This window comes from Escherichia sp. E4385 (assembly GCF_963883145.1).
Lineage (GTDB): Bacteria > Pseudomonadota > Gammaproteobacteria > Enterobacterales > Enterobacteriaceae > Escherichia.
Map to the genome: position 1 here is coordinate 89,119 of NZ_CAWOOJ010000017.1, position 25,548 is coordinate 114,666.

Genomic DNA, 25,548 nt, shown 5'->3' on the forward strand with positions numbered 1-25,548 from the left:
TAAAAACATTAGAGAATGAAAATTGTCCAGCATAATCCCCTGATGGGTAGTGAATTGTTCCGCCCTTTATGCCGTTATTTTATGCTGACAACGACGCTTTTTTCTGTTTATCTATCAACATATTCAGAATATTATCTGTTCTTAATCGACTGAAAAATAGGGATTTTAATCGCTATTATCACAATATACTGCGCTAAACCCTTAATCAGACAGGTAAAAACAGTGCAGTATAAAAAAAGAACAGTCTGATTTCTGAATACATAAAAACAAAGCAGCACAACATTACGAGTGGGGATTTTGAATAATGAAACGGAATGCGAAAACTATCATCGCAGGGATGATTGCACTGGCAATATCACACACCGCGTTGGCCGACGATATTAAAGTTGCCGTTGTCGGCGCGATGTCCGGCCCGGTTGCCCAGTGGGGCGATATGGAATTTAACGGCGCGCGTCAGGCAATCAAAGACATCAATGCCAAAGGGGGAATTAAGGGCGATAAGCTGGTTGGCGTGGAATATGACGATGCCTGTGACCCGAAACAAGCCGTTGCGGTCGCCAACAAAATCGTTAATGACGGCATTAAATACGTTATTGGTCATCTGTGTTCTTCTTCTACCCAACCTGCATCAGATATCTACGAAGACGAAGGTATTTTGATGATCTCACCGGGAGCGACCAACCCGGAACTGACCCAACGCGGTTATCAACACATTATGCGTACTGCCGGACTGGATTCCTCCCAGGGGCCAACGGCGGCGAAATACATTCTTGAGACGGTGAAGCCCCAGCGCATCGCCATCATTCACGACAAACAACAGTATGGCGAAGGGCTGGCGCGTTCGGTGCAGGATAGTCTGAAAGCGGCTAATGCCAACATCGTTTTCTTCGACGGCATTACCGCTGGCGAGAAAGATTTCTCTGCGCTGATTGCCCGCCTGAAAAAAGAAAACATCGACTTTGTTTACTACGGCGGTTACTACCCGGAAATGGGGCAGATGCTGCGCCAGGCCCGTTCCGTTGGCCTGAAAACTCAATTTATGGGGCCGGAAGGTGTGGGTAATGCGTCGCTGTCGAACATTGCCGGTGATGCCGCCGAAGGTATGTTGGTCACCATGCCAAAGCGCTATGACCAGGATCCGGCAAACCAGGGCATCGTTGATGCCCTGAAAGGCGACAAAAAAGATCCAACCGGCCCCTATGTCTGGATCACCTACGCGGCGGTGCAATCTCTGGCGACTGCCCTTGAGCGTACCGGCAGCGATGAACCGCTGGCGCTGGTGAAAGATTTAAAAGCTAACGGTGCAAATACCGTGATTGGGCCGCTGAACTGGGATGAAAAAGGCGATCTTAAGGGATTTGATTTTGGTGTCTTCCAGTGGCACGCCGACGGTTCATCCACGGCAGCCAAGTGATCATCCCACCGCCCGTGAAATGCGGGCGGGTTTAGAAAGGTTACCTTATGTCTGAGCAGTTTTTGTATTTCTTGCAGCAGATGTTTAACGGCGTCACGCTGGGCAGTACCTACGCGCTGATAGCCATCGGCTACACCATGGTTTACGGCATTATCGGCATGATCAACTTCGCCCACGGCGAGGTTTATATGATTGGCAGCTATGTCTCATTTATGATCATCGCCGCACTGATGATGATGGGCATTGATACCGGCTGGTTGCTGGTGGCGGCGGGATTCGTCGGCGCGATAGTCATTGCCAGCGCCTACGGCTGGAGTATCGAACGGGTGGCCTATCGCCCGGTGCGCAACTCTAAGCGCCTGATTGCACTCATCTCTGCAATCGGTATGTCCATCTTCCTGCAAAACTACGTCAGCCTGACCGAAGGTTCGCGCGACGTGGCGCTGCCCAGCCTGTTTAACGGTCAGTGGGTGGTGGGTCATAGCGAAAACTTCTCTGCCTCTATTACTACCATGCAGGCGGTGATCTGGATTGTCACCTTCCTCGCCATGCTGGCGCTGACGATTTTCATTCGCTATTCCCGCATGGGGCGCGCCTGTCGTGCCTGCGCGGAAGATCTGAAAATGGCGAGCCTGCTTGGCATCAACACCGACCGGGTGATTGCGCTGACCTTTGTGATTGGCGCAGCGATGGCGGCGGTGGCGGGTGTACTGCTCGGTCAGTTCTACGGCGTCATTAACCCCTATATCGGCTTTATGGCCGGGATGAAAGCCTTTACCGCGGCGGTGCTCGGCGGGATTGGCAGCATTCCGGGGGCGATGATTGGCGGGCTGATCCTGGGGATTGCGGAGGCGCTCTCTTCTGCCTATCTGAGTACGGAATATAAAGATGTGGTCTCATTCGCCCTGCTGATTCTGGTGCTGCTGGTGATGCCGACCGGTATTTTGGGCCGTCCGGAGGTAGAGAAAGTATGAAACCGATGCATATTGCAATGGCGCTGCTCTCTGCCGCTATGTTCTTTGTGCTGGCGGGCGTCTTTATGGGCGTGCAGCTGGAGCTGGACGGCACCAAACTGGTGGTCGACACGGCTTCGGATGTCCGTTGGGAGTGGGTGTTTATCGGCACGGCGGTGGTCTTTTTCTTCCAGCTTTTGCGACCTGCTTTCCAGAAAGGGCTAAAAAGCGTTTCCGGGCCGAAGTTTATCCTGCCCGCCATTGATGGCTCCACGGTGAAGCAAAAGCTGTTCCTCGTGGCGCTGCTGGTGCTTGCGGTGGCGTGGCCGTTTATGGTGTCGCGCGGGACGGTGGATATCGCCACCCTGACCATGATCTACATTATCCTTGGCCTCGGGCTGAACGTGGTGGTAGGGCTTTCCGGCTTGCTGGTGCTGGGCTACGGCGGCTTTTACGCCATCGGCGCTTACACCTTTGCGCTGCTCAATCACTATTACGGCCTTGGCTTCTGGACCTGTTTGCCGATTGCCGGATTGATGGCAGCGGCGGCGGGCTTCCTGCTCGGCTTCCCGGTGTTGCGTCTGCGCGGTGACTATCTGGCGATAGTTACCCTCGGTTTCGGCGAAATTGTGCGTATATTGCTGCTCAATAACACCGAGATTACCGGCGGCCCAAACGGTATCAGTCAGATCCCGAAACCGACTTTCTTCGGCCTTGAGTTCAGCCGTACCGCCCGTGAAGGCGGCTGGGACACCTTCAGTAATTTCTTTGGCCTGAAATACGATCCGTCCGATCGCGTTATCTTCCTCTACCTGGTGGCGTTGCTGCTGGTGGTGTTTTCTTTATTCGTCATCAACCGCTTACTGCGGATGCCGCTGGGGCGTGCGTGGGAAGCGTTGCGTGAAGACGAGATCGCCTGCCGTTCGCTGGGCTTAAGCCCGCGTCGTATCAAGCTGACCGCTTTTACCATCAGTGCCGCGTTTGCCGGTTTTGCCGGAACGCTGTTCGCGGCGCGTCAGGGCTTTGTCAGCCCGGAATCCTTCACCTTTGCCGAATCGGCGTTTGTGCTGGCAATAGTGGTGCTCGGCGGTATGGGATCGCAATTCGCGGTGATTCTGGCGGCAGTTCTGCTGGTGGTATCGCGCGAGTTGATGCGTGATTTCAACGAATACAGCATGTTAATGCTCGGTGGTTTGATGGTGCTGATGATGATCTGGCGCCCGCAGGGCTTGCTGCCCATGACGCGCCCGCAACTGAAGCTGAAAAACGGCGCAGCGAAAGGAGAGCAGGCATGAGTCAGCCATTATTATCCGTTAACGGCCTGATGATGCGCTTCGGCGGCCTGCTGGCAGTGAACAACGTCAATCTTGAACTGTACCCGCAGGAGATAGTCTCGTTAATCGGCCCTAACGGTGCCGGAAAAACCACGGTCTTCAACTGCCTGACCGGTTTCTACAAACCCACTGGCGGCACCATTTTACTGCGCGATCAGCACCTGGAAGGTTTACCGGGGCAGCAAATTGCCCGCATGGGCGTGGTGCGCACCTTCCAGCATGTGCGTCTGTTCCGTGAAATGACGGTAATTGAAAACCTGCTGGTGGCACAGCATCAGCAACTTAAAACTGGGCTGTTCTCTGGCCTGTTGAAAACGCCATCCTTCCGTCGCGCCCAAAGTGAAGCGCTCGATCGCGCCGCCACCTGGCTTGAGCGCATTGGTTTGCTGGAACACGCTAACCGTCAGGCGAGTAACCTGGCCTACGGTGACCAGCGCCGTCTGGAGATCGCCCGCTGTATGGTGACGCAGCCGGAGATTTTAATGCTCGACGAACCGGCAGCAGGTCTTAACCCGAAAGAGACGAAAGAGCTGGATGAGCTGATTGCCGAACTGCGTAACCATCACAACACCACTATCTTGTTGATTGAACACGATATGAAGCTGGTGATGGGAATTTCAGACAGAATCTACGTGGTCAATCAGGGTACGCCGCTGGCAAACGGTACGCCGGAGCAAATCCGTAATAACCCGGACGTGATCCGTGCCTATTTAGGTGAGGCATAAGATGGAAAAAGTCATGTTGTCCTTTGACAAAGTCAGCGCCCACTACGGCAAAATCCAGGCGCTACATGAGGTGAGCCTGCATATCAATCAGGGCGAGATTGTCACCCTCATTGGCGCGAACGGGGCGGGGAAAACCACCTTACTCGGCACGTTATGCGGCGACCCGCGCGCTACCAGTGGGCGAATTGTGTTTGATGATAAAGATATTACCGACTGGCAGACGGCGAAAATCATGCGCGAAGCGGTGGCGATTGTCCCGGAAGGGCGTCGTGTTTTCTCGCGGATGACGGTGGAAGAGAACCTGGCGATGGGCGGCTTTTTTGCTGAACGTGACCAGTTTCAGGAGCGCATAAAGTGGGTGTATGAACTGTTTCCACGTCTGCATGAGCGCCGTATTCAGCGGGCGGGAACGATGTCCGGCGGTGAACAGCAGATGCTGGCGATTGGTCGCGCGCTGATGAGCAACCCGCGTTTGTTGTTGCTTGATGAGCCCTCGCTCGGTCTTGCGCCGATTATCATCCAGCAAATCTTCGACACCATCGAGCAGCTGCGCGAGCAGGGGATGACCATCTTCCTCGTCGAGCAGAACGCCAACCAGGCGCTGAAGCTGGCGGATCGGGGCTACGTGCTGGAAAACGGCCATGTAGTGCTCTCCGATACTGGTGATGCGCTACTGGCGAACGAAGCGGTGAGAAGTGCGTATTTAGGCGGGTAAATTGTCATCTGCCCGGTGGCATACAGATCACCGGGCCTATAAAAAACGGCGCTTGAGTTGGATTCAGTGACGGCCAGGAGTATGGTTTAATTCCGATAATGGAATATTAGCTGGATCATAATGGATTTCTTAACGGTCGTTTTAAAGCTATTTTGCTGTGCGGTTGTTTTGCGATGGAGTTCTTCAGACGAAAACGATAAATCGTGTAGCACGCTGATCGTCTATTTTAGCGCCTGGTTGTATGCTGGATGGGTTGGAAGAACATGCGAGCCATTGCAAGGGTTTGGGTTATTTATTTTCCCTTTTGTTGCCTTATGGTTAGCGGACAAAAAAATAAACTTAATGCTTGGTGCAAGCGTACTGGTCGTGGGATATGCCATCGTCTTTATTCAGTCTTACACCGGGGGATAGCCGTTAAATCCGGTAGCCGACAAGCAATGTACTTCGTCCGTATACAGACTTGTTTCGACTGACCAGGAGGATTAAAACCAGACCACTTATTTGCCACGGAAAGGTTCCCTCCCATGCATTATGCTGTTGTCGCCATGCTTGAACTGCTTTGCTGTATTCACGCTTACCGTACCGGACAAGAGCGGTATTGGATTTTTATCATCTTCTGTTTTCCGGTGATTGGTTGCGTGGCGTATTTTGTCATGGTGATGCTGCCTGAAACGGGCGCTGACCGTCACGGGCGTACTTTGCTGATGCGTCTGCAGGACACAATCAGCCCGGAACGCCACCTGCACAAATTAACCGAAGAGCTGGCGATTGCGAAGACCAATCAAAACCATTATGCGTTGGCTAATGAACTGGCGCGCCTTGGGCGTTATCACGAAGCCGTTCCCCATTATCAGCAGGCGTTAAGCGGGATATTCGTCCATGAAGCGGCAATGATGTTGAGCCTGGCGCAGGCACAATTTGCCATCCAGGAGTTCGCCGCCTGCCAGCAGACGCTGGAAGATGTGATGCGTTATAACCCCGATTTTCAGTCGGCAGACGGGCATTTATTGTTCGCCAGAACCTTAGCCGCCCAGGAAAAATACGCTGATGCGGAAAGCGAGTTTGAGGTGCTTGTTTCTTATTACCCCGGCCCGCAGGCGCGTATTTACTATGCGGAAATGCTGGCGAAAATGAGTCGGTTACGTGAAGCCAACGAGCAGTATGTTGCTGTGGTTGATACGGCTAAACGCTCAAGACCTCATTATAGAAAACACCACCGGGAATGGATTAAGACCGCCAATGAACGGCTGAAGCAGAGTGTGGTGCGATGAAAATCTTCTTTGCCGTTAGACCAGTGTAGCGGCAATCTATTGTTAAAATTGAAAAATGTACTTCTCAACGGGCAGCAAAACTGGATGCAGAATTTGCTGCCATTTTTACTCTTCATGGTAAGGCGTTCTGGCGATTAGCTGGTCGTTAATCGCCTCTTTTCAGTGCATTCTCGGGATATCCGTGCCCCATCTCCCATTTTCCCTCACCCACGCCGTCACCGCCTTGTCATCTTTCTGACACCTTACTATCTTAAAAATGTAACAAAAAAGTTATTTTTCTGTAATTCGAGCATGTCATGTTACCCCGCGAGCATAAAACGCGTGAATTCGCGCATTCGGTACAACAAGAGAGATAATCAATGAAACCGTTACATTATACAGCTTCAGCACTGGCGCTCGGACTGGCGTTAATGGGCAATGCGCAGGCAGTGACGACCATTCCGTTCTGGCATTCTATGGAAGGGGAACTGGGGAAAGAGGTGGACTCTCTGGCCCAACGTTTTAACGCCGAAAACCCGGATTACAAAATTGTACCGACCTATAAAGGCAACTACGAACAGAATTTAAGCGCGGGGATTGCCGCATTCCGTACCGGTAACGCGCCGGCTATTTTGCAGGTTTATGAAGTTGGCACCGCCACTATGATGGCATCGAAAGCCATTAAACCGGTGTATGACGTGTTTAAAGAGGCGGGGATTCAATTCGATGAGTCGCAGTTTGTGCCGACGGTTTCAGGTTACTACTCCGACAGCAAAACGGGCCACTTACTCTCCCAGCCGTTCAACAGCTCGACCCCCGTTCTCTATTACAACAAAGACGCCTTCAAGAAATCTGGGTTAGACCCGGAACAGCCGCCGAAAACCTGGCAGGATCTGGCTGACTATGCCGCGAAACTGAAAGCCTCCGGCATGAATTGCGGCTACGCCAGCGGTTGGCAGGGCTGGATCCAACTGGAAAACTTTAGCGCCTGGAACGGTCTGCCGTTTGCCAGCAAAAACAACGGCTTTGACGGCACAGACGCGGTGCTTGAATTCAACAAGCCGGAGCAGGTGAAACACATCACCATGCTCGAAGAGATGAACAAGAAGGGCGACTTCAGCTACGTCGGGCGTAAGGATGAATCCACCGAGAAGTTCTATAACGGTGATTGCGCAATGACGACTGCCTCTTCTGGTTCTCTTGCCAACATTCGCGAGTACGCCAAATTCAACTACGGCGTAGGCATGATGCCTTACGACGCCGATGCGAAAGGTGCGCCACAAAACGCCATTATCGGCGGGGCCAGCCTGTGGGTGATGCAGGGCAAAGATAAAGAAACGTATACCGGCGTGGCGAAGTTCCTCGACTTCCTCGCGAAGCCAGAAAACGCTGCCGAGTGGCATCAGAAAACCGGTTATCTGCCAATCACCAAAGCGGCGTATGACCTGACCCGTGAGCAGGGCTTTTACGAGAAAAACCCCGGGGCGGATACCGCGACGCGTCAGATGCTGAACAAGCCGCCGTTGCCGTTCACCAAAGGGCTGCGTCTGGGCAACATGCCGCAGATCCGCGTGATTGTGGATGAAGAACTGGAAAGCGTGTGGACCGGTAAGAAGACGCCACAGCAGGCGCTGGATACCGCCGTTGAGCGTGGGAATCAGTTGCTGCGCCGCTTTGAGAAATCGACGAAGTCTTAACCAGTGAAATGTCGGGTGCGCTTCGCTTATCCGACCTGCCATCGTGTGTAGGCAGAATAAGCGAAGCGTATCCGGCACAGTTCAGGAATTAACCGTAATGTCATCATCCCGTCCGGTGTTTCGCTCGCGCTGGCTGCCTTATTTGCTGGTCGCGCCGCAGCTCATCATCACCGTTATCTTTTTTATCTGGCCTGCGGGCGAAGCGTTGTGGTACTCGCTACAAAGCGTCGATCCGTTTGGTTTCTCCAGCCAGTTTGTCGGCCTGGATAACTTCGTCACGCTGTTCCATGACAGCTACTATCTCGACTCCTTCTGGACGACGATAAAATTCAGCACCTTTGTCACCGTCAGCGGTTTGCTGGTGTCGTTGTTCTTCGCGGCGCTGGTGGAGTACATCGTGCGCGGCAGCCGTTTCTATCAAACCTTAATGCTGCTGCCGTATGCCGTGGCTCCCGCCGTTGCCGCCGTATTGTGGATCTTCCTGTTTAACCCCGGTCGCGGGCTGATCACTCATTTTCTCGCAGAGTTCGGCTACGACTGGAACCATGCGCAAAACAGCGGTCAGGCGATGTTTCTGGTGGTATTTGCCTCGGTGTGGAAGCAAATCAGCTACAACTTCCTGTTCTTCTATGCCGCGCTGCAATCCATTCCCCGTTCGTTGATTGAAGCCGCAGCCATCGACGGCGCAGGTCCAATTCGCCGCTTCTTTAAGATTGCGCTGCCGCTTATCGCCCCGGTGAGCTTCTTCCTGTTGGTGGTGAACCTGGTGTACGCCTTCTTCGACACCTTCCCGGTGATCGACGCCGCCACGTCCGGCGGGCCGGTTCAGGCCACCACGACGCTGATTTATAAGATCTACCGCGAAGGCTTTACCGGACTGGATCTGGCTTCGTCTGCCGCGCAGTCGGTGGTGTTGATGTTCCTCGTCATCGTGCTGACGGTGGTGCAGTTCCGCTATGTTGAAAGCAAGGTGCGTTACCAATGATTGAGAACCGTCCGTGGCTGACAATATTCAGCCATACCATGTTGATCCTCGGGATCGCGGTGATCCTCTTCCCGCTGTACGTGGCGTTTGTCGCGGCGACGCTGGATAAACAAGAAGTCTACGCCGCGCCGATGACGCTTATTCCCGGCACGCATCTGCTGGAAAACATCCACAATATCTGGGTGAACGGGGTCGGCACGAATAGCGCGCCGTTCTGGCGGATGTTGCTTAACAGCTTTGTGATGGCGTTCAGCATTACGCTCGGCAAAATTACCGTCTCGATGCTCTCGGCATTTGCCATTGTCTGGTTTCGTTTTCCGCTACGTAACCTCTTCTTCTGGATGATTTTTATCACCCTGATGTTGCCGGTTGAAGTGCGTATCTTCCCGACGGTGGAAGTCATCGCCAACCTGAAGATGCTCGACAGCTACGCTGGTTTAACGCTGCCGCTGATGGCCTCGGCGACCGCTACCTTCCTGTTCCGCCAGTTCTTTATGACGCTGCCGGATGAACTGGTGGAAGCGGCGCGGATCGACGGCGCGTCGCCAATGCGTTTCTTTTGCGACATCGTTTTTCCGCTGTCAAAAACCAATCTGGCGGCGCTGTTTGTGATCACCTTTATTTACGGCTGGAACCAGTATTTGTGGCCGTTGTTGATTATTACCGACGTTGATCTCGGCACCACCGTGGCAGGGATTAAAGGGATGATCGCCACTGGCGAAGGTACAACGGAATGGAACTCGGTGATGGCGGCGATGTTGTTAACCCTGATCCCACCAGTAGTGATTGTTTTAGTGATGCAGCGTGCCTTTGTGCGCGGCCTGGTCGATAGTGAGAAATAAGATGGCAGGACTGAAATTACAGGCAGTAACCAAAAGCTGGGATGGCAAAACCCAGGTCATTAAACCGCTGACCCTTGATGTGGCGGATGGTGAATTTATCGTGATGGTCGGGCCGTCTGGCTGCGGGAAATCGACGTTATTGCGAATGGTGGCCGGACTGGAGCGGGTAACGACGGGCGATATCTGGATCGACCGCAAGCGTGTCACTGAAATGGAGCCGAAAGATCGCGGAATTGCGATGGTATTCCAGAACTACGCGCTCTATCCGCATATGAGCGTTGAGGAGAACATGGCGTGGGGGCTGAAAATCCGCGGCATGGGCAAGCAGCAAATCGCCGAGCGCGTTAAAGAAGCGGCGCGTATTCTGGAACTGGACGGCCTGCTCAAACGTCGCCCGCGTGAGCTATCCGGCGGTCAGCGCCAGCGTGTGGCGATGGGGCGCGCGATTGTGCGTGAGCCGGCGGTGTTCTTGTTTGATGAGCCGCTCTCTAACCTCGATGCCAAGCTGCGCGTGCAGATGCGGCTTGAACTACAACAACTGCACCGTCGCCTGAAAACAACTTCACTCTACGTTACCCACGATCAGGTTGAAGCGATGACCCTCGCCCAGCGAGTGATGGTAATGAACGGCGGTGTTGCCGAACAGATTGGCACGCCAGTTGAAGTCTACGAAAAGCCCGCCAGCCTGTTTGTGGCGAGTTTTATCGGCAGCCCGGCGATGAACCTACTGGCTGGCCGCGTGAATAACGAAGGCACGCATTTCGAACTGGATGGCGGTATTGCGCTGCCGCTAAACGGTTACTATCGCCAGTATGCCGGGCGTAAAATGACCCTCGGTATCCGCCCGGAACATATTGCGCTAAGTTCGCAGGCAGAAGGCGGCGTGCCACTGGTGATGGACACGCTGGAGATCCTCGGCGCTGATAATCTGGCACACGGACGCTGGGGCGAACAGAAGCTGGTGGTGCGACTGGCGCATCAGGAGCGCCCGACGGCAGGCAGCACGCTGTGGCTGCATCTGCCGGAAAATCAGCTACATCTTTTTGATGGTGAAACAGGACAACGAGTATGAGTAACTGGCCTTATCCCCGCATCGTCGCTCATCGTGGCGGCGGTAAGTTGGCCCCGGAAAACACCCTGGCGGCAATCGACGTAGGGGCAAAATACGGTCATAAGATGATCGAATTTGACGCGAAGTTATCGAAAGATGGCGAGATCTTCCTGCTCCATGACGATAATCTCGAACGTACCAGCAACGGTTGGGGCGTTGCGGGCGAGCTGAACTGGCAGGATTTACTGCGCGTGGATGCGGGCAGTTGGTACAGCAAAGCGTTTAAAGGTGAGCCGCTGCCGTTGCTTTCGCAGGTGGCGGAACGCTGTCGCGAACATGGGATGATGGCGAATATCGAAATCAAGCCCACCACTGGCACCGGGCCATTAACGGGCAAAATGGTATCGCTGGCGGCGCGCGAACTGTGGGCAGGTATGACGCCGCCGCTGCTGTCATCGTTTGAGACTGATGCTTTAGAAGCCGCACAATTGGCGGCACCGGAACTGCCACGTGGTTTATTGCTTGATGAGTGGCGCGACGACTGGCGCGAACTGACCACGCGGCTGGGCTGCGTCTCTATTCATCTCAATCATAAGTTGCTCGATAAAGCGCGAGTGATGCAGTTGAAAGACGCCGGACTGCGGATTCTGGTGTATACCGTCAACAAACCCCAGCGCGCGGCAGAGTTGCTGCGCTGGGGCGTGGATTGCATCTGTACCGATGCGATTGATGTGATTGGTCCGAACTTTACGGCCCAATAGTTTTCAACGGAATGTCAGGCTGCGACGTGCTGGGCGGATTCAGCATGTCGCCGTTTTTCCTCTCTTGCAGCATATGCTGCTGATTTAGCGAACTATCCGGATTATGGTTACTGTTTAACATCCCGCCGTTGGTGTTGGGCAGCATTTGCTGCCGGGCAGGATTTAGCTCCCCCGGCTGCGACTGCAATACCCGCTGAGAGTTGCTATTAATCTGATTTTCTAAATGCTGCTGTTGCAATTGCGTCTGAGTTTTCAGTTGCTGATTCAGCATCCCTTTTTGCTGGATTTGCTGAGTCTGCATTTGAGTTTGCATCCGCTGCTGGCTGGGGATCTGATACCCCGGCTGGTTAGGATTATTCAGAGTATTAATGGGCTGTGCAAAGCCGACAAACGGCAGGAGTGCCGTCAAAAGCAGAAGTCGTTTCATCGCGTATCCTCCTCTGAAGATATCCTTTAAGTTTACTCGCTTCCCGGCAAAACGATGATTAATTCAGAGTTATATACCAGGCTTAGCTGGGGTTGCCCCACACATAACTGGAGAATAACGATGATAAAACCGACGTTTTTACGCCGGGCGGCGATTGCAGCTTTGCTTTCAGGATGTTGTTTTAGTGCGGCAGCCGCGCCACCTGTTTCTTATGGTGTGGAGGAAGATGTCTTCCATCCGGTACGCGCAAAGCAGGGGATGGTGGCGTCTGTAGATGCTACTGCCACTCAGGTGGGGGTGGATATCCTCAAGGAGGGCGGGAATGCCGTTGATGCCGCCGTGGCGGTGGGCTACGCGCTGGCGGTAACGCATCCGCAGGCAGGGAATCTGGGCGGCGGTGGTTTTATGTTAATCCGCTCGAAAAATGGCAATACCACGGCTATCGATTTCCGCGAAATGGCGCCCGCCAAAGCGACCCGCGATATGTTCCTTGATGATCAGGGCAACCCGGACAGCAAAAAATCACTCACTTCGCATCTGGCTTCCGGCACGCCCGGTACGGTAGCAGGTTTCTCGTTGGCGTTGGATAAATACGGCACCATGCCGTTGAACAAAGTGGTGCAACCGGCGTTTAAACTGGCACGCGATGGTTTTATCATTAACGACGCTTTGGCAGACGATCTCAAAACCTACGGTAGCGAAGTGCTGCCGAATCACGAAAACAGCAAAGCTATCTTCTGGAAAGAGGGCGAACCGCTGAAAAAGGGCGACAAGCTGGTGCAGGCGAACCTGGCAAAGAGCCTGGAGATGATTGCCGAAAACGGCCCGGATGAATTCTATAAAGGCACGATAGCGGAGCAGATCGCTCAGGAGATGCAGAAAAATGGCGGCTTGATTACCAAAGAAGATTTAGCCGCGTATAAAGCAGTAGAACGCACACCGATTAGCGGCGATTATCGCGGGTATCAGGTTTACTCCATGCCACCGCCATCTTCCGGCGGGATTCATATCGTGCAGATCCTCAATATTCTGGAAAACTTCGATATGAAGAAATACGGCTTTGGCAGCGCCGATGCGATGCAAATCATGGCAGAGGCCGAGAAATACGCCTACGCCGACCGCTCGGAATATCTTGGCGACCCGGATTTTGTCAAAGTACCGTGGCAGGCGCTGACCAATAAAGCCTATGCCAAATCTATTGCCGAGCAAATCGATATCAATAAAGCGAAGCCATCCAGCGAAATTCGTCCTGGCAAGCTTGCGCCTTATGAGAGTAATCAAACTACCCATTACTCAGTGGTGGATAAAGACGGTAACGCAGTGGCGGTGACCTATACGCTGAACACCACCTTCGGTACGGGTATTGTCGCAGGCGAGAGCGGTATTTTGCTCAATAACCAGATGGATGATTTCTCCGCCAAACCAGGCGTGCCGAACGTTTATGGGCTGGTGGGCGGTGATGCCAACGCCGTCGGGCCGAACAAACGCCCGCTGTCGTCGATGTCGCCGACTATTGTGGTGAAAGACGGTAAAACCTGGCTGGTCACCGGAAGCCCTGGCGGTAGCCGGATTATCACCACTGTGCTGCAAATGGTGGTGAACAGCATCGATTATGGTATGAACGTTGCCGAAGCGACCAATGCGCCGCGTTTCCACCATCAGTGGCTGCCGGACGAGCTGCGTGTCGAGAAAGGATTTAGCCCGGATACGATCAAGCTGCTGGAAGCAAAAGGTCAGAAAGTGGCGCTGAAAGAGGCGATGGGCAGTACACAAAGCATTATGGTTGGGCCTGACGGTGAGTTGTACGGCGCATCCGACCCGCGCTCGGTGGATGATTTAACGGCAGGGTACTAATATCTTAAGCCCTCTCCTGGTAGGTGAGGGCTTAAATGACAAACTTAGATTACAAATTCTCTATTTCACCCGCGCCATATAATACGCATCGATATATTCACCATTACGCAATGCGTACTTCTTGCCAGTCCCTTCAATCTCAAAGCCGAATTTTTTATAGACCTTAATTGCTGGCGCGTTATCGACGAACACCGTTAGTTCAATACGATCTACCCGCAACCAGTTGTCGCACATTTCAATCATCTCTCGCATCAGGGCGCTGGCGACGCCGCGATTCTTCCAGCGGGCGTCGACACAGATACCAAAATCGGCAACATGACTGCGGCGCGGGCGTTGCTGTACATCAATGGTGAGATGACCTACTACAGTTCCATCAATACAGGCGACAAGTTGCTTGATGCTGGGGCGATCGGCGAGTCGTTCCAGCCACATATGTTCTGAAGGATGAGGCACCTGTAGTGTGTTGTAATACACCTCCGGCTGGGCGTGGATATGCCGAATGGCCTCATAATCGCGCGTTTCTGCGTGGCGTATTACTATCTCACTCATTCCTCTGTCCTCTTTCGGGTAAATGTCCCTTTCAACATCATTGACTTTCAAATACGAGTCAAATGCATTTTTTTGCAAAAAGTGTTGGACAAGTGCGAATGAGAATGATTATTATTGTCTCGCGATCAGGAAGACCCTCGCGGAGAACCTGAAAGCACGACATTGCTCACATTGCTTCCAGTATTACTTAGCCAGCCGGGTGCTGGCTTTTTTTTTGCTTTCGTACTGGTTTGATTGCCATTTTGTCCACGTGAAGTGTTCCTCGTGTTGAGACAAATGCAAAATTGCCTGATGCGCTACGCTTATCAGGCCTACAAACCGATGCCATTTTGTGTAGGTAGGTAAGGCGTTCACGCCGCATCCGGCATGATCAAAGTGCACTTTGCCAACAATCTGACGTACTGAAGCCCAGGCATAGGAACCGCGTCCGCTTTGCGCTAAGGTGTAAATAACCACCTTAAAAAGGACGAAATCATGGTCATCAACTGTGCCTTTATTGGCTTCGGCAAAAGCACCACCCGTTACCATCTGCCGTATGTACTTAACCGCAAGGATAGCTGGCATGTCGCGCATATTTTTCGCCGCCATGCGAAGCCGGAAGAACAGGTTCCCATTTATTCCCATATTCATTTCACCAGCGATCTCGACGAAGTGTTAAACGATCCCGATGTTAAGCTGGTTGTCGTCTGCACCCACGCGGACAGCCACTTCGAGTACGCGAAGCGCGCGCTGGAAGCCGGGAAAAATGTACTTGTCGAAAAACCGTTCACCCCGACGCTTGCGCAGGCGAAAGAGCTGTTTGCGCTGGCGAAAAGTAAAGGGCTGACCGTCACGCCGTATCAGAATCGTCGCTTTGATTCCTGCTTCCTGACGGCGAAAAAAGCGATTGAAAGCGGCAAGCTGGGAGAGATTGTCGAAGTGGAAAGCCATTTTGACTATTACCGCCCGGTGGCAGAAACCAAACCTGGACTGCCGCAGGATGGCGCGTTCTATGGGCTTGGTGTGCATACCCTGGACCAGGTTATCTCGCTGTTTGGTCGCCCGGCTCACGTCGCTTATGACATCCGCAGCCTGCGTAATAAAGCCAATCCTGACGACACCTTTGAAGCGCAGCTGTTTTATGGCGACCTGAAAGCGATCGTTAAAACCAGTCATCTGGTGAAAATCGATTATCCGAAATTTATCGTTCACGGTAAGAAAGGTACATTTATTAAATACGGCATCGACCAGCAGGAAACCAGCCTGAAGGCTAATATTATGCCGGGCGAACCTGGATTTGCGGCGGATGATTCGGTCGGTGTGCTGGAGTATGTCAATGACGAGGGCGTGACGGTCAGAGAAGAGATGAAGCCGGAGATGGGCGACTATGGACGTGTGTATGATGCGTTGTACCAAACCATCACCAACGGTGCGCCAAATTACGTCAAGGAATCTGAAGTTCTTACCAATCTGGAAATCCTTGAACGCGGTTTTGAACAAGCCTCTCCCTCCACAGTGACTCTCGTGAAGTAAGTTTATGGCCCCTCGAATAGTTCAATTTTTTTGAACAGAGGGGTCAATTTTCACCCTCTATCATCCCAGGCAGATCGGGTCCACACTAAGCCCATCGAAATCATTCAGGGGGCGAATACAAATGATCTACTTACGCAAAGCAAATGAACGCGGTCATGCAAATCATGGCTGGCTGGACTCCTGGCATACTTTCTCTTTTGCCAATTATTACGATCCGAACTTTATGGGCTTCTCCGCGCTGCGCGTGATTAACGACGACGTGATTGAAGCAGGGCAGGGCTTCGGCACTCACCCGCATAAAGATATGGAAATTTTGACCTACGTGCTGGAAGGTACTGTTGAGCATCAGGACAGCATGGGCAATAAAGAACAGGTTCCGGCGGGCGAGTTCCAGATTATGAGTGCGGGTACGGGTATTCGTCACTCAGAGTACAACCCAAGCAGCACCGAGCGTCTGCACCTGTATCAGATCTGGATCATGCCAGAAGAAAACGGTATTACGCCGCGTTATGAACAGCGTCGCTTCGATGCCGTGCAGGGCAAACAGCTGGTGCTCTCGCCGGATGCGCGTGACGGTTCGCTGAAAGTGTATCAGGATATGGAACTGTACCGCTGGGCGCTGGTAAAAGATGAGCAGTCGATACATCAGATTGCCGCTGAACGCCGCGTCTGGATCCAGGTGGTGAAAGGTAATGTCACTATTAACGGCGTAAAAGCCTCGACCAGCGATGGTCTGGCGATTTGGGATGAGCAGGCGATTTCCGTCCACGCTGATAGCGACAGTGAAATCCTGCTGTTCGATTTACCGCCAGTCTAAATTTATCTCACAAACCTTCCTGAGGAATCAGGAAGGTTGTGATGCGTCCGTGGTAAACTAAAGGAATCTATCCCTTTTGTACCTTTCAGGACGATGAAAAAGAAAAGACCCGTACTTCAGGATGTGGCTGACCGTGTAGGCGTGACCAAAATGACGGTCAGCCGCTTTTTGCGTAACCCGGAGCAAGTTTCCGTCGCTCTACGTGGCAAGATTGCCGCCGCTCTTGATGAACTGGGTTATATTCCCAATCGCGCGCCCGATATCCTCTCTAACGCCACCAGCCGGGCGATTGGTGTCCTGTTACCTTCTCTCACCAACCAGGTTTTTGCGGAAGTATTACGCGGAATCGAAAGCGTCACCGACGCGCACGGTTATCAGACGATGCTGGCGCACTACGGTTATAAGCCGGAAATGGAGCAAGAACGCCTTGAATCGATGCTCTCCTGGAATATTGATGGCCTGATCCTTACTGAACGCACCCACACGCCACGCACCTTAAAGATGATTGAAGTGGCGGGTATTCCGGTGGTGGAGCTGATGGACAGCCAGTCGCCGTGCCTCGATATCGCTGTCGGTTTTAATAACTTTGAAGCGGCACGCCAGATGACTGCTGCCATTATTGCTCGCGGGCATCGACACATTGCTTATCTCGGCGCACGTCTCGACGAACGTACTATCATCAAACAGAAGGGATATGAGCAGGCGATGCTGGATGCAGGCCTGGTGCCATATAGCGTGATGGTTGAACAATCTTCTTCTTACTCTTCCGGTATTGAACTGATTCGTCAGGCGCGGCGGGAATATCCGCAGTTGGATGGCGTGTTCTGTACCAACGATGACCTGGCGGTCGGCGCGGCGTTTGAATGTCAGCGTCTGGGGTTGAAAGTTCCTGACGATATGGCGATTGCCGGTTTCCACGGTCATGACATCGGCCAGGTGATGGAGCCACGGCTGGCAAGTGTGCTGACGCCGCGTGAGCGGATGGGCAGCATTGGCGCTGAACGCCTGCTGGCGCGTATTCGTGGCGAAGCGGTGACCCCGAAAATGTTAGATTTAGGTTTCACCTTGTCACCGGGTGGATCTATTTAAGCCTACAAATTTGAAGTAGCTCACACTTATACACTTAAGGCACGGATGGATATTGCTTCTGTTTTTGTCCGGCTGGAGAATGTTACCGATAACAGTTACCCGTAACATTTTTAATTCTTGTACTGTGGGGGCACCACTTTGAGCACGACTAATCATGATCACCACATTTACGTCTTAATGGGCGTATCGGGCAGCGGCAAATCTGCGGTCGCCAGTGAAGTGGCGCATCAACTTCATGCCGCGTTTCTTGATGGCGATTTCCTCCATCCGCGCCGCAATATCGAAAAAATGGCGTCTGGTGAACCGCTGAATGACGACGATCGCAAACCGTGGTTGCAGGCGCTGAACGACGCCGCGTTTGCCATGCAGCGTACCAATAAAGTGTCGCTGATCGTCTGTTCTGCACTGAAAAAACACTATCGCGACCTGCTGCGTGAAGGTAATCCGAATCTCTCTTTCATCTACCTGAAAGGCGATTTTGATGTGATTGAAAGCCGCCTGAAAGCGCGCAAAGGCCATTTCTTTAAAACCCAAATGTTGGTGACGCAGTTTGAAACGCTGCAGGAGCCGGGTGCGGACGAAACCGATGTACTGGTGGTGGATATCGATCAACCGCTGGAAGGTGTTGTGGCAAGCACCATTGAGGTTATTAAAAAAGGCAAATAAGTAGTGACTACATTAACGCTTGTTTTAACAGCAGTAGGGTCTGTTTTACTGCTGCTGTTTTTAGTCATGAAGGCGCGTATGCACGCTTTCCTGGCTTTGATGGTGGTGTCTATGGGGGCTGGCCTTTTTTCCGGTATGCCGCTCGATAAAATCGCAGCGACGATGGAAAAAGGGATGGGAGGCACCCTCGGCTTCCTGGCGGTGGTTGTCGCCCTGGGAGCCATGTTTGGCAAGATCTTACATGAAACCGGCGCAGTCGATCAGATTGCCGTCAAAATGCTCAAATCCTTCGGTCACAGCCGCGCGCATTATGCCATCGGCCTTGCGGGGCTGGTCTGCGCGCTACCGCTGTTCTTTGAAGTGGCGATTGTTCTGCTGATTAGCGTTGCTTTCTCAATGGCGCGCCACACCGGTACGAACCTGGTGAAACTGGTAATCCCATTATTCGCAGGCGTGGCGGCAGCGGCGGCATTTCTGGTGCCTGGACCAGCGCCGATGCTGCTGGCATCGCAGATGAACGCCGACTTTGGCTGGATGATCCTGATTGGCCTGTGTGCGGCAATTCCGGGAATGATTATTGCCGGGCCGCTGTGGGGCAATTTCATCAGCCGTTACGTTGAGCTGCATATTCCTGACGACATTAGCGAACCGCATCTCGGCGAAGGCAAAATGCCGTCTTTTGGATTTAGCCTGTCGCTGATCCTGCTGCCGCTGGTGCTGGTAGGTCTTAAAACCATTGCTGCGCGTTTTGTACCAGAAGGATCAACTGCTTACGAATGGTTTGAGTTTATCGGTCATCCGTTTACCGCGATTCTGGTTGCTTGTCTGGTAGCAATTTATGGCCTGGCAATGCGTCAGGGCATGCCAAAAGACAAAGTGATGGAGATTTGCGGTCACGCGCTGCAACCGGCGGGGATCATTCTGCTGGTGATTGGTGCGGGCGGCGTGTTCAAACAGGTGCTGGTTGACTCTGGCGTAGGTCCGGCGCTGGGCGAAGCGTTAACCGGCATGGGCCTGCCGATTGCTATCACCTGCTTCGTGCTGGCAGCTGCAGTGCGCATCATTCAGGGGTCTGCCACCGTTGCCTGTTTAACGGCGGTGGGGCTGGTGATGCCGGTCATTGAACAATTGAATTACTCCGGTGCGCAAATGGCGGCACTGTCGATTTGTATCGCCGGTGGTTCGATTGTTGTCAGCCACGTTAACGACGCTGGTTTCTGGTTGTTCGGTAAATTTACCGGTGCGACCGAAGCCGAAACGCTGAAAACCTGGACCATGATGGAAACCATCCTCGGCACTGTTGGTGCCATCGTCGGGATGATTGCGTTCCAGTTGTTGAGTTAATTACTGCGACAAATTACTGCGAGCTTGCTCGCAGTAATTCATTTCTCTTTTCACCCCTCTTCATCTTTTTGATCTCTCTCGCAAATTTACCTGCTAATAATCCGTTCTAATCACTGCCTAAAGATCGCAGGAGATAAAGATGGAAAAGCACGGGGCTGAATTGCTTTTAAAGCGGATGTTAGGAAATACCACCGCTACTTTCAGGGAAGGGCAATGGGAAGCCATAGACGCGGTGGTGAACCAACGGCGAAAACTGCTGGTTGTCCAACGCACTGGCTGGGGGAAAAGTGCCGTGTACTTCATCGCCAGTAAAATCTTCCGCGATCGCGGCGTTGGCCCGACAATTATCATCTCTCCTTTGCTTGCCCTGATGCGTAACCAAGTTGCCGCCGCTGAACGGTTAGGTATTACGGCTGAAACGTTGAATTCTACAAACAGAGAAGAATGGCAGCGCATTAGCGATAAGTTGCTGCAAGGTGAGGTCGATTGCTTGCTGGTTTCCCCGGAACGTTTGGCAAACCAGGACTTTATCGAAACGGTTTTATATCCTATAGCCGATCGTATTGGCTTGCTTGTGGTCGACGAGGCGCACTGCATCTCTGATTGGGGCCACGATTTTCGCCCGGATTACCGACGTATATTAGATATTTTGCGCCAACTGCCTGCGAATACCCCTGTTCTGGGTACAACCGCGACAGCGAATAACCGTGTCGTTGAGGATATCCGTCAGCAATTGGGTGACATTGTGATTCAGCGTGGAACGCTGGCTCGCGAAAGTTTGGCGCTTGATGCCTTAGTCTTAGGTGAACAGTCATCCCGTCTGGCATGGTTAGCAACGGTTATCCCTCAGTTTTCCAAATCGGGAATTGTTTATACCCTGACTACTCGCGATGCCGAACTTGTCGCCGAGTGGTTAAGGAAAAATGGTATCAGTGCATTTGCTTACTACAGTGGCGTGACTTGTGAAGGCGCGGAAGATTCTAATACTGCCAGGGAATATCTGGAGCAGGCACTGCTGGCAAATAAAATTAAAGTTCTGGTCGCGACGACGGCGCTGGGAATGGGCTTTGACAAACCGGATTTGGGGTTTGTTATTCATTACCAGATGCCAGGTTCGATAGTTGGTTACTACCAACAGGTGGGGCGTGCCGGTCGCGGTATCGATTCTGCTGTTGGCATACTGCTTTGTGGCAGTGAAGACCGCGCTATTCATAAATTCTTCCGTGAAAGCGCCTTTCCTGCGGAGGCGCAAATTCATGAAATACTCAACGTACTTAGCGAGAATGACGGCCTTACCCTACGAGGCATTGAACAACGGACGAATCTTCGTTATGGGCAAATAGAAAAAGCACTGAAGTTACTGGTAGCTGAAAATCCATCGCCTGTGGTGTATACCGAGAAATTATGGCGCAGAACAATTGTCAGTTTTTCTCCTGACCATGAACGAATTAACCATTTGATTAATCAGAGAAAAAGTGAGCTGGAAGACGTTGAAAGCTATATCACGACCAAGGAGTGCAAAATGCAATTTCTGCGCCGCGCACTCGATGAGCCAAGTGCCGAACGTTGTGGTAAATGTAGCAGTTGTCTTCAGCATCCGTTGTTGTCGCCCGACATTGATAGCGGCTTACTCCATGCGGCAAATTTATTTATTAAACACGCTGACCTGCCATTAAATCTCAATAAACAGGTGGCAGCTGGGGCTTTTACGCAATACGGATTTAAAGGGAACTTGCCTGCGGGTTTACAAGGATCTACGGGGCGAGTCCTTTCTCGTTGGGGCGATTCCGGGTGGGGAAAGCAGGTAGCACAGGAGAAAAAAACGGGGCGCTTCAGTGATGAGCTGGTGGAGGCATGTGCGGAAATGGTTCGCCAACGCTGGAATCCGCATCCTGAACCAACCTGGGTATGCTGCGTTCCTTCATTAAGGCACCTCGACCTGGTTCCTGATTTTGCCCGGCGACTGGCGGCGAAACTTGGCTTACCTTTTATTGATGCCATTGAAAAAGTCGTGGACAATCCACCGCAGAAAATGCAGCAAAACCGTTTCCACCAGTGTCAAAATCTCGACGGGGCGTTTGTCATTACCCCTCCTTTGATGCCAGGTCCGGCGTTGCTGGTTGACGATATCGTGGATTCTGCATGGACGCTGACAGTTCTGACAGCACTGTTACGCCAGGCAGGTTGCCCGACGGTTTATCCTCTTGCCCTTGCTTCTACCTCGGTAAAAAATTGATGAATCTTTCAGCCAATGCACAAGCAACTCTCCTGCTAACCAGCGATTTTTCTCGCGCGGCGGCGAGTGAGTATAAACCTCTTAGTAATAGTGAATGGGGGAAGTTTGCATTATGGCTGAAGCACCAACGTATCAGTCCCGCCGATCTTCTGGTGCCGCAACCGCAAGAGAAACTTACAGGCTGGAACGATCCGCGTATTTCTCAGGAGCGTATTCTTGGCTTGCTGGCGCGTGGTCATAGTCTGGCGTTGGCGGTAGATAAGTGGCAACGCGCCGGTTTATGGATCTTAACCCGAGGAGATGCCGATTATCCCGTTCGCTTGAAAAACCGATTGCGAACGGATGCACCTCCCGTTTTATTTGGCTGCGGGAATAAAGCATTACTGCAAGCGGAAGGTATGGCGATTGTTGGCTCGCGAGACGCTCCGACTGACGATTTGCGCTATACCCAACAACTGGCAGCGAAACTGGCCCAACAGGGGATTTGCGTTATCTCTGGTGGTGCGCGAGGTATTGATGAATGTGCAATGGCGTCGGCACTAGAGGCCGGGGGAACTGCCGTTGGCGTATTAGCTGATAGCTTGTTAAAAACGAGCACGTTAGTGAAATGGCGTGAAGGGCTTATAGCAGGCAACCTGGTGTTGATTTCGCCGTTTTACCCAGAGGTACGTTTCACTGTCGGCAATGCGATGGCGCGGAATAAATATATTTATTGCCTTGCTGAAAGCGCAATGGTTGTACGTGCGGGAATGACCGGTGGAACGATAACCGGGGCGATGGAGGCATTAAAACATCAGTGGCTGCCTGTCCTGGTTAAACCAAATCAGGATATGCAATCAGCCAATTCACGATTAGTAGAAAATGGGGCGTCATGGAGTGCTGAACAGGCTGAGAATGTGCCGATCAGACTGCCAGACGTTCCTGGGCTGATGTATGACAGAGCACTCCGTAACGCTCAACCAGAACTGTTTTCGCTGCATGAAGATGACGCAAATTACGCAGTAATGTCCGCGCATACGCCTGTCGATTTTTATCAACTCTTTGTGGCGGAACTGGCGATCCTTGCAAAGGAATCGATAAGTATTGAAAGGCTGGCGTCTTGTACTGGTTTAACCATCGAACAAATTAGTGTGTGGCTGAACCGCGCAGAAGAAGAGGGAAGGGTTATTCGATTGGGCGAAGGTCATTATCAGTTCAGGTAATAAAACAGGTGCCGCGTCTGGTTGTGTGCAGCACCTATTTGAACCTTAACCCTTCATCCACATCCGAATGCCGTCGAGGAACATCTGGGTTGCCATCATCACCAGAATCAATCCCATCAGGCGTTCCAGCGCATTCACTCCTTTCTCGCCCAGCAGACGTAAAAATAGCGATGACTGTAGCAGGATAACAAAGGTGCCGCCCCAGGCCAGCAGCAGCGCAATCACCAGATGCCCCATCTGATTCGGGTACTGGTGAGACAGCAACATTAATGTGGCGAGGATAGTCGGCCCTGCTACTAATGGGATTGCCAGCGGCACAATAAACGGCTCTTCACCTGCCGGAAGCCCACTGCTATTACCTGAAGCACTGGGGAAAATCATCTTAATGGCGATCAGAAAGAGAATGATGCCGCCAGAAATGGAGACGGTTTCTGCCCGCAGGCTAAGAAATGCCAGAATTTTCTCACCCGCAAACAGGAACACCAGCATCACCATGAGAGCAATAAGCAACTCTCGCACCATGATTGCCCGACGTCTTTTCGGTTCTGTATGTTTCAGTACGGACATAAAAATAGGTAGGTTTCCGAGCGGATCCATAATCAAGATCAATAAAACTGCTGCAGAAATGATTTCATTCATAACTCAAGTTCCCTGATAATTGCCGTGGACTTTCTGCGTGCTACGAAAGCAGGATAAGTCGCATTACTGATGGCTTCGCTATCATTGATTAATTTCACTTGCGACTTTGGCTGCTTTTTGTATGGTGAAAGATGTGCCATGAGGACACCGGCACATATATACAGCACACATCTTTGCAGGAAAAAACGCTTATGAAAAATGTTGGTTTTATCGGCTGGCGCGGTATGGTCGGCTCCGTTCTCATGCAACGCATGGTTGAAGAGCGCGACTTCGACGCCATTCGCCCTGTCTTCTTTTCGACTTCACAGTCTGGTCAGGCTGCGCCTTCCTTTGGCGGTGCTTCTGGCACACTTCAGGATGCCTTTGATCTGGAGGCGCTGAAGGCTCTCGATATCATCGTAACCTGTCAGGGCGGCGATTATACCAACGAAATCTATCCAAAGCTCCGTGAGAGCGGATGGCAAGGTTACTGGATTGACGCAGCATCGTCTCTGCGCATGAAAGATGACGCCATCATCATTCTTGACCCAGTCAATCAGGACGTCATTACTGATGGATTAAATAAAGGCATCAGGACTTTTGTTGGCGGTAACTGTACCGTAAGCCTGATGTTGATGTCGTTGGGCGGTTTATTCGCCAATGATCTTGTAGATTGGGTTTCCGTTGCAACCTACCAGGCGGCTTCCGGCGGTGGTGCGCGACATATGCGTGAGTTGTTAACCCAGATGGGCCAACTGTATGGCCATGTGGCGGATGAACTCGCGACACCGTCCTCTGCTATTCTCGATATTGAACGCAAAGTCACGACTTTAACCCGCAGCGGCGAGTTGTCAGTGGATAACTTTGGCGTGCCGCTGGCGGGTAGCCTGATTCCGTGGATCGACAAACAGCTTGATAACGGTCAGAGCCGCGAAGAATGGAAAGGGCAGGCAGAAACCAACAAGATTCTCAACACATCTTCCGTTATTCCGGTAGATGGTTTGTGTGTGCGTGTCGGGGCGTTGCGCTGCCACAGCCAGGCATTCACCATCAAATTGAAAAAAGATGTGTCTATTCCGACCGTGGAAGAACTGTTGGCGGCCCATAACCCGTGGGCAAAAGTGGTTCCAAACGATCGCGAAATCACTATGCGTGAGCTAACCCCAGCTGCCGTCACCGGTACGCTGACCACGCCGGTAGGCCGTTTGCGTAAGCTGAATATGGGACCTGAGTTCCTGTCAGCCTTTACCGTGGGCGACCAGCTGCTGTGGGGGGCCGCGGAGCCGCTACGCCGGATGCTTCGTCAACTGGCGTAATGTTTATTCATTAAATTTGGGGCGTAATGCTGCCCCTTTTAGTGCGTAGTACAGGAGTAAGCGCAGATGTTTCATGATTTACCGGGAGTTAAGTAGAGCATTGGCTATTCTTTAAGGGTGGCGGGATACATACGTATTCAATGCCTTACCTGAAGTGAGGACGGCGTAGAGAGGATGCACAGAGTGCTGCG

General features: G+C 52.3%; 23 protein-coding genes. 20 read left to right on the forward strand and 3 right to left on the reverse strand.

The genetic code is table 11. The features are described 5' to 3' along the window. The first annotated feature begins 304 nt into the window (after positions 1 to 304). The 11 genes from livK (at position 305) to ugpQ (ending at position 11,727) form a co-directional block, all read left to right on the forward strand. Complete coding sequence (gene livK / locus AACS80_RS17545) at positions 305 to 1,414, forward strand: high-affinity branched-chain amino acid ABC transporter substrate-binding protein LivK (protein ID WP_135408145.1); 1,110 nt, start codon at positions 305 to 307, stop codon at positions 1,412 to 1,414. A gap of 47 nt (positions 1,415 to 1,461) precedes the next feature. After that, positions 1,462 to 2,388, forward strand: a complete 927-nt coding sequence (gene livH / locus AACS80_RS17550) for a high-affinity branched-chain amino acid ABC transporter permease LivH (protein ID WP_001295111.1) — start codon at positions 1,462 to 1,464, stop codon at positions 2,386 to 2,388. Then, on the forward strand, positions 2,385 to 3,662 hold the full coding sequence (livM, locus tag AACS80_RS17555; protein ID WP_130209068.1) for a branched chain amino acid ABC transporter permease LivM: 1,278 nt from the start codon (positions 2,385 to 2,387) through the stop codon (positions 3,660 to 3,662). The genes livH and livM overlap by 4 nt, the downstream gene beginning before the upstream one ends. After that, complete coding sequence (livG, locus tag AACS80_RS17560) at positions 3,659 to 4,426, forward strand: high-affinity branched-chain amino acid ABC transporter ATP-binding protein LivG (protein ID WP_000082101.1); 768 nt, start codon at positions 3,659 to 3,661, stop codon at positions 4,424 to 4,426. Before livM ends, livG begins: the two co-directional genes overlap by 4 nt. A 1-nt stretch (position 4,427) precedes the next feature. Continuing rightward, positions 4,428 to 5,141 carry a high-affinity branched-chain amino acid ABC transporter ATP-binding protein LivF gene (gene livF / locus AACS80_RS17565; protein WP_000416891.1) on the forward strand — a complete coding sequence of 238 codons (714 nt, stop codon included), beginning with the start codon at positions 4,428 to 4,430 and terminating at the stop codon, positions 5,139 to 5,141. 524 nt (positions 5,142 to 5,665) lie between these two features. After that, entirely contained in the window at positions 5,666 to 6,412 is a 747-nt protein-coding gene (locus AACS80_RS17570) for a tetratricopeptide repeat protein (RefSeq protein WP_135410757.1), read from the forward strand. Positions 6,413 to 6,771: 359 nt separating this feature from the next. Beyond that, complete coding sequence (gene ugpB / locus AACS80_RS17575; protein WP_138183894.1) at positions 6,772 to 8,088, forward strand: sn-glycerol-3-phosphate ABC transporter substrate-binding protein UgpB; 1,317 nt, start codon at positions 6,772 to 6,774, stop codon at positions 8,086 to 8,088. Between the two features lie 97 nt (positions 8,089 to 8,185). Further along, positions 8,186 to 9,073, forward strand: coding sequence for a sn-glycerol-3-phosphate ABC transporter permease UgpA (gene ugpA, locus AACS80_RS17580; RefSeq protein ID WP_000099289.1), 888 nt, complete (start codon positions 8,186 to 8,188; stop codon positions 9,071 to 9,073). After that, positions 9,070 to 9,915: a sn-glycerol-3-phosphate ABC transporter permease UgpE gene (ugpE, locus tag AACS80_RS17585; protein ID WP_000572183.1), complete on the forward strand. Its 846-nt coding sequence runs from the start codon at positions 9,070 to 9,072 to the stop codon at positions 9,913 to 9,915. Before ugpA ends, ugpE begins: the two co-directional genes overlap by 4 nt. Before the next feature lies 1 nt (position 9,916). After that, on the forward strand, positions 9,917 to 10,987 hold the full coding sequence (gene ugpC / locus AACS80_RS17590) for a sn-glycerol 3-phosphate ABC transporter ATP binding protein UgpC (RefSeq protein ID WP_130258722.1): 1,071 nt from the start codon (positions 9,917 to 9,919) through the stop codon (positions 10,985 to 10,987). Beyond that, on the forward strand, positions 10,984 to 11,727 hold the full coding sequence (gene ugpQ / locus AACS80_RS17595) for a glycerophosphodiester phosphodiesterase (protein WP_135410758.1): 744 nt from the start codon (positions 10,984 to 10,986) through the stop codon (positions 11,725 to 11,727). The genes ugpC and ugpQ overlap by 4 nt, the downstream gene beginning before the upstream one ends. Here ugpQ and AACS80_RS17600 read toward each other — a convergent pair. Continuing rightward, the gene (locus AACS80_RS17600; protein WP_130209058.1) at positions 11,714 to 12,154 is read right to left on the reverse strand and encodes a DUF2756 family protein; all 441 of its coding nucleotides are present in this window, start codon (positions 12,152 to 12,154) and stop codon (positions 11,714 to 11,716) included. The genes ugpQ and AACS80_RS17600 overlap by 14 nt on opposite strands. Before the next feature lie 120 nt (positions 12,155 to 12,274). Between AACS80_RS17600 and ggt the strand changes: the two genes are divergently transcribed. Beyond that, positions 12,275 to 14,008, forward strand: a complete 1,734-nt coding sequence (gene ggt, locus AACS80_RS17605) for a gamma-glutamyltransferase (RefSeq protein WP_135410759.1) — start codon at positions 12,275 to 12,277, stop codon at positions 14,006 to 14,008. A gap of 60 nt (positions 14,009 to 14,068) precedes the next feature. Here ggt and yhhY read toward each other — a convergent pair whose 3' ends face one another. After that, positions 14,069 to 14,557 carry an N-acetyltransferase gene (gene yhhY, locus AACS80_RS17610; RefSeq protein WP_130209054.1) on the reverse strand — a complete coding sequence of 163 codons (489 nt, stop codon included), beginning with the start codon at positions 14,555 to 14,557 and terminating at the stop codon, positions 14,069 to 14,071. A gap of 474 nt (positions 14,558 to 15,031) precedes the next feature. Between yhhY and AACS80_RS17615 the strand changes: the two genes are divergently transcribed. From AACS80_RS17615 to AACS80_RS17645, 7 genes are all read left to right on the forward strand, one after another. Beyond that, positions 15,032 to 16,069, forward strand: a complete 1,038-nt coding sequence (locus AACS80_RS17615) for an oxidoreductase (RefSeq protein ID WP_135410760.1) — start codon at positions 15,032 to 15,034, stop codon at positions 16,067 to 16,069. Between the two features lie 121 nt (positions 16,070 to 16,190). Continuing rightward, positions 16,191 to 16,886 (forward strand): quercetin 2,3-dioxygenase, encoded by a 696-nt coding sequence (gene yhhW / locus AACS80_RS17620; protein WP_130209049.1) that lies wholly within the window; start codon positions 16,191 to 16,193, stop codon positions 16,884 to 16,886. Between the two features lie 93 nt (positions 16,887 to 16,979). Further along, the gene (gene gntR / locus AACS80_RS17625) at positions 16,980 to 17,975 is read left to right on the forward strand and encodes a gluconate operon transcriptional repressor GntR (protein WP_130209047.1); all 996 of its coding nucleotides are present in this window, start codon (positions 16,980 to 16,982) and stop codon (positions 17,973 to 17,975) included. Between the two features lie 138 nt (positions 17,976 to 18,113). Next, the gene (gene gntK / locus AACS80_RS17630; RefSeq protein WP_000108330.1) at positions 18,114 to 18,641 is read left to right on the forward strand and encodes a gluconokinase; all 528 of its coding nucleotides are present in this window, start codon (positions 18,114 to 18,116) and stop codon (positions 18,639 to 18,641) included. A gap of 3 nt (positions 18,642 to 18,644) precedes the next feature. Continuing rightward, positions 18,645 to 19,985 (forward strand): gluconate transporter, encoded by a 1,341-nt coding sequence (gntU, locus tag AACS80_RS17635; protein WP_000210111.1) that lies wholly within the window; start codon positions 18,645 to 18,647, stop codon positions 19,983 to 19,985. A 139-nt stretch (positions 19,986 to 20,124) separates the two neighbouring features. Beyond that, positions 20,125 to 22,221, forward strand: a complete 2,097-nt coding sequence (locus AACS80_RS17640) for a RecQ family ATP-dependent DNA helicase (protein WP_138183895.1) — start codon at positions 20,125 to 20,127, stop codon at positions 22,219 to 22,221. Next, positions 22,128 to 23,423: a DNA-processing protein DprA gene (locus tag AACS80_RS17645; RefSeq protein ID WP_138183896.1), complete on the forward strand. Its 1,296-nt coding sequence runs from the start codon at positions 22,128 to 22,130 to the stop codon at positions 23,421 to 23,423. The genes AACS80_RS17640 and AACS80_RS17645 overlap by 94 nt, the downstream gene beginning before the upstream one ends. A 45-nt stretch (positions 23,424 to 23,468) precedes the next feature. Here AACS80_RS17645 and yhgN read toward each other — a convergent pair whose 3' ends face one another. Continuing rightward, positions 23,469 to 24,062, reverse strand: coding sequence for an NAAT family transporter YhgN (gene yhgN, locus AACS80_RS17650; protein WP_130217718.1), 594 nt, complete (start codon positions 24,060 to 24,062; stop codon positions 23,469 to 23,471). 191 nt (positions 24,063 to 24,253) lie between these two features. Here yhgN and asd point away from each other — a divergent pair, with 191 nt between their 5' ends. Further along, positions 24,254 to 25,357, forward strand: coding sequence for an aspartate-semialdehyde dehydrogenase (asd, locus tag AACS80_RS17655; RefSeq protein ID WP_064527660.1), 1,104 nt, complete (start codon positions 24,254 to 24,256; stop codon positions 25,355 to 25,357). Positions 25,358 to 25,548 lie beyond the last annotated feature (191 nt).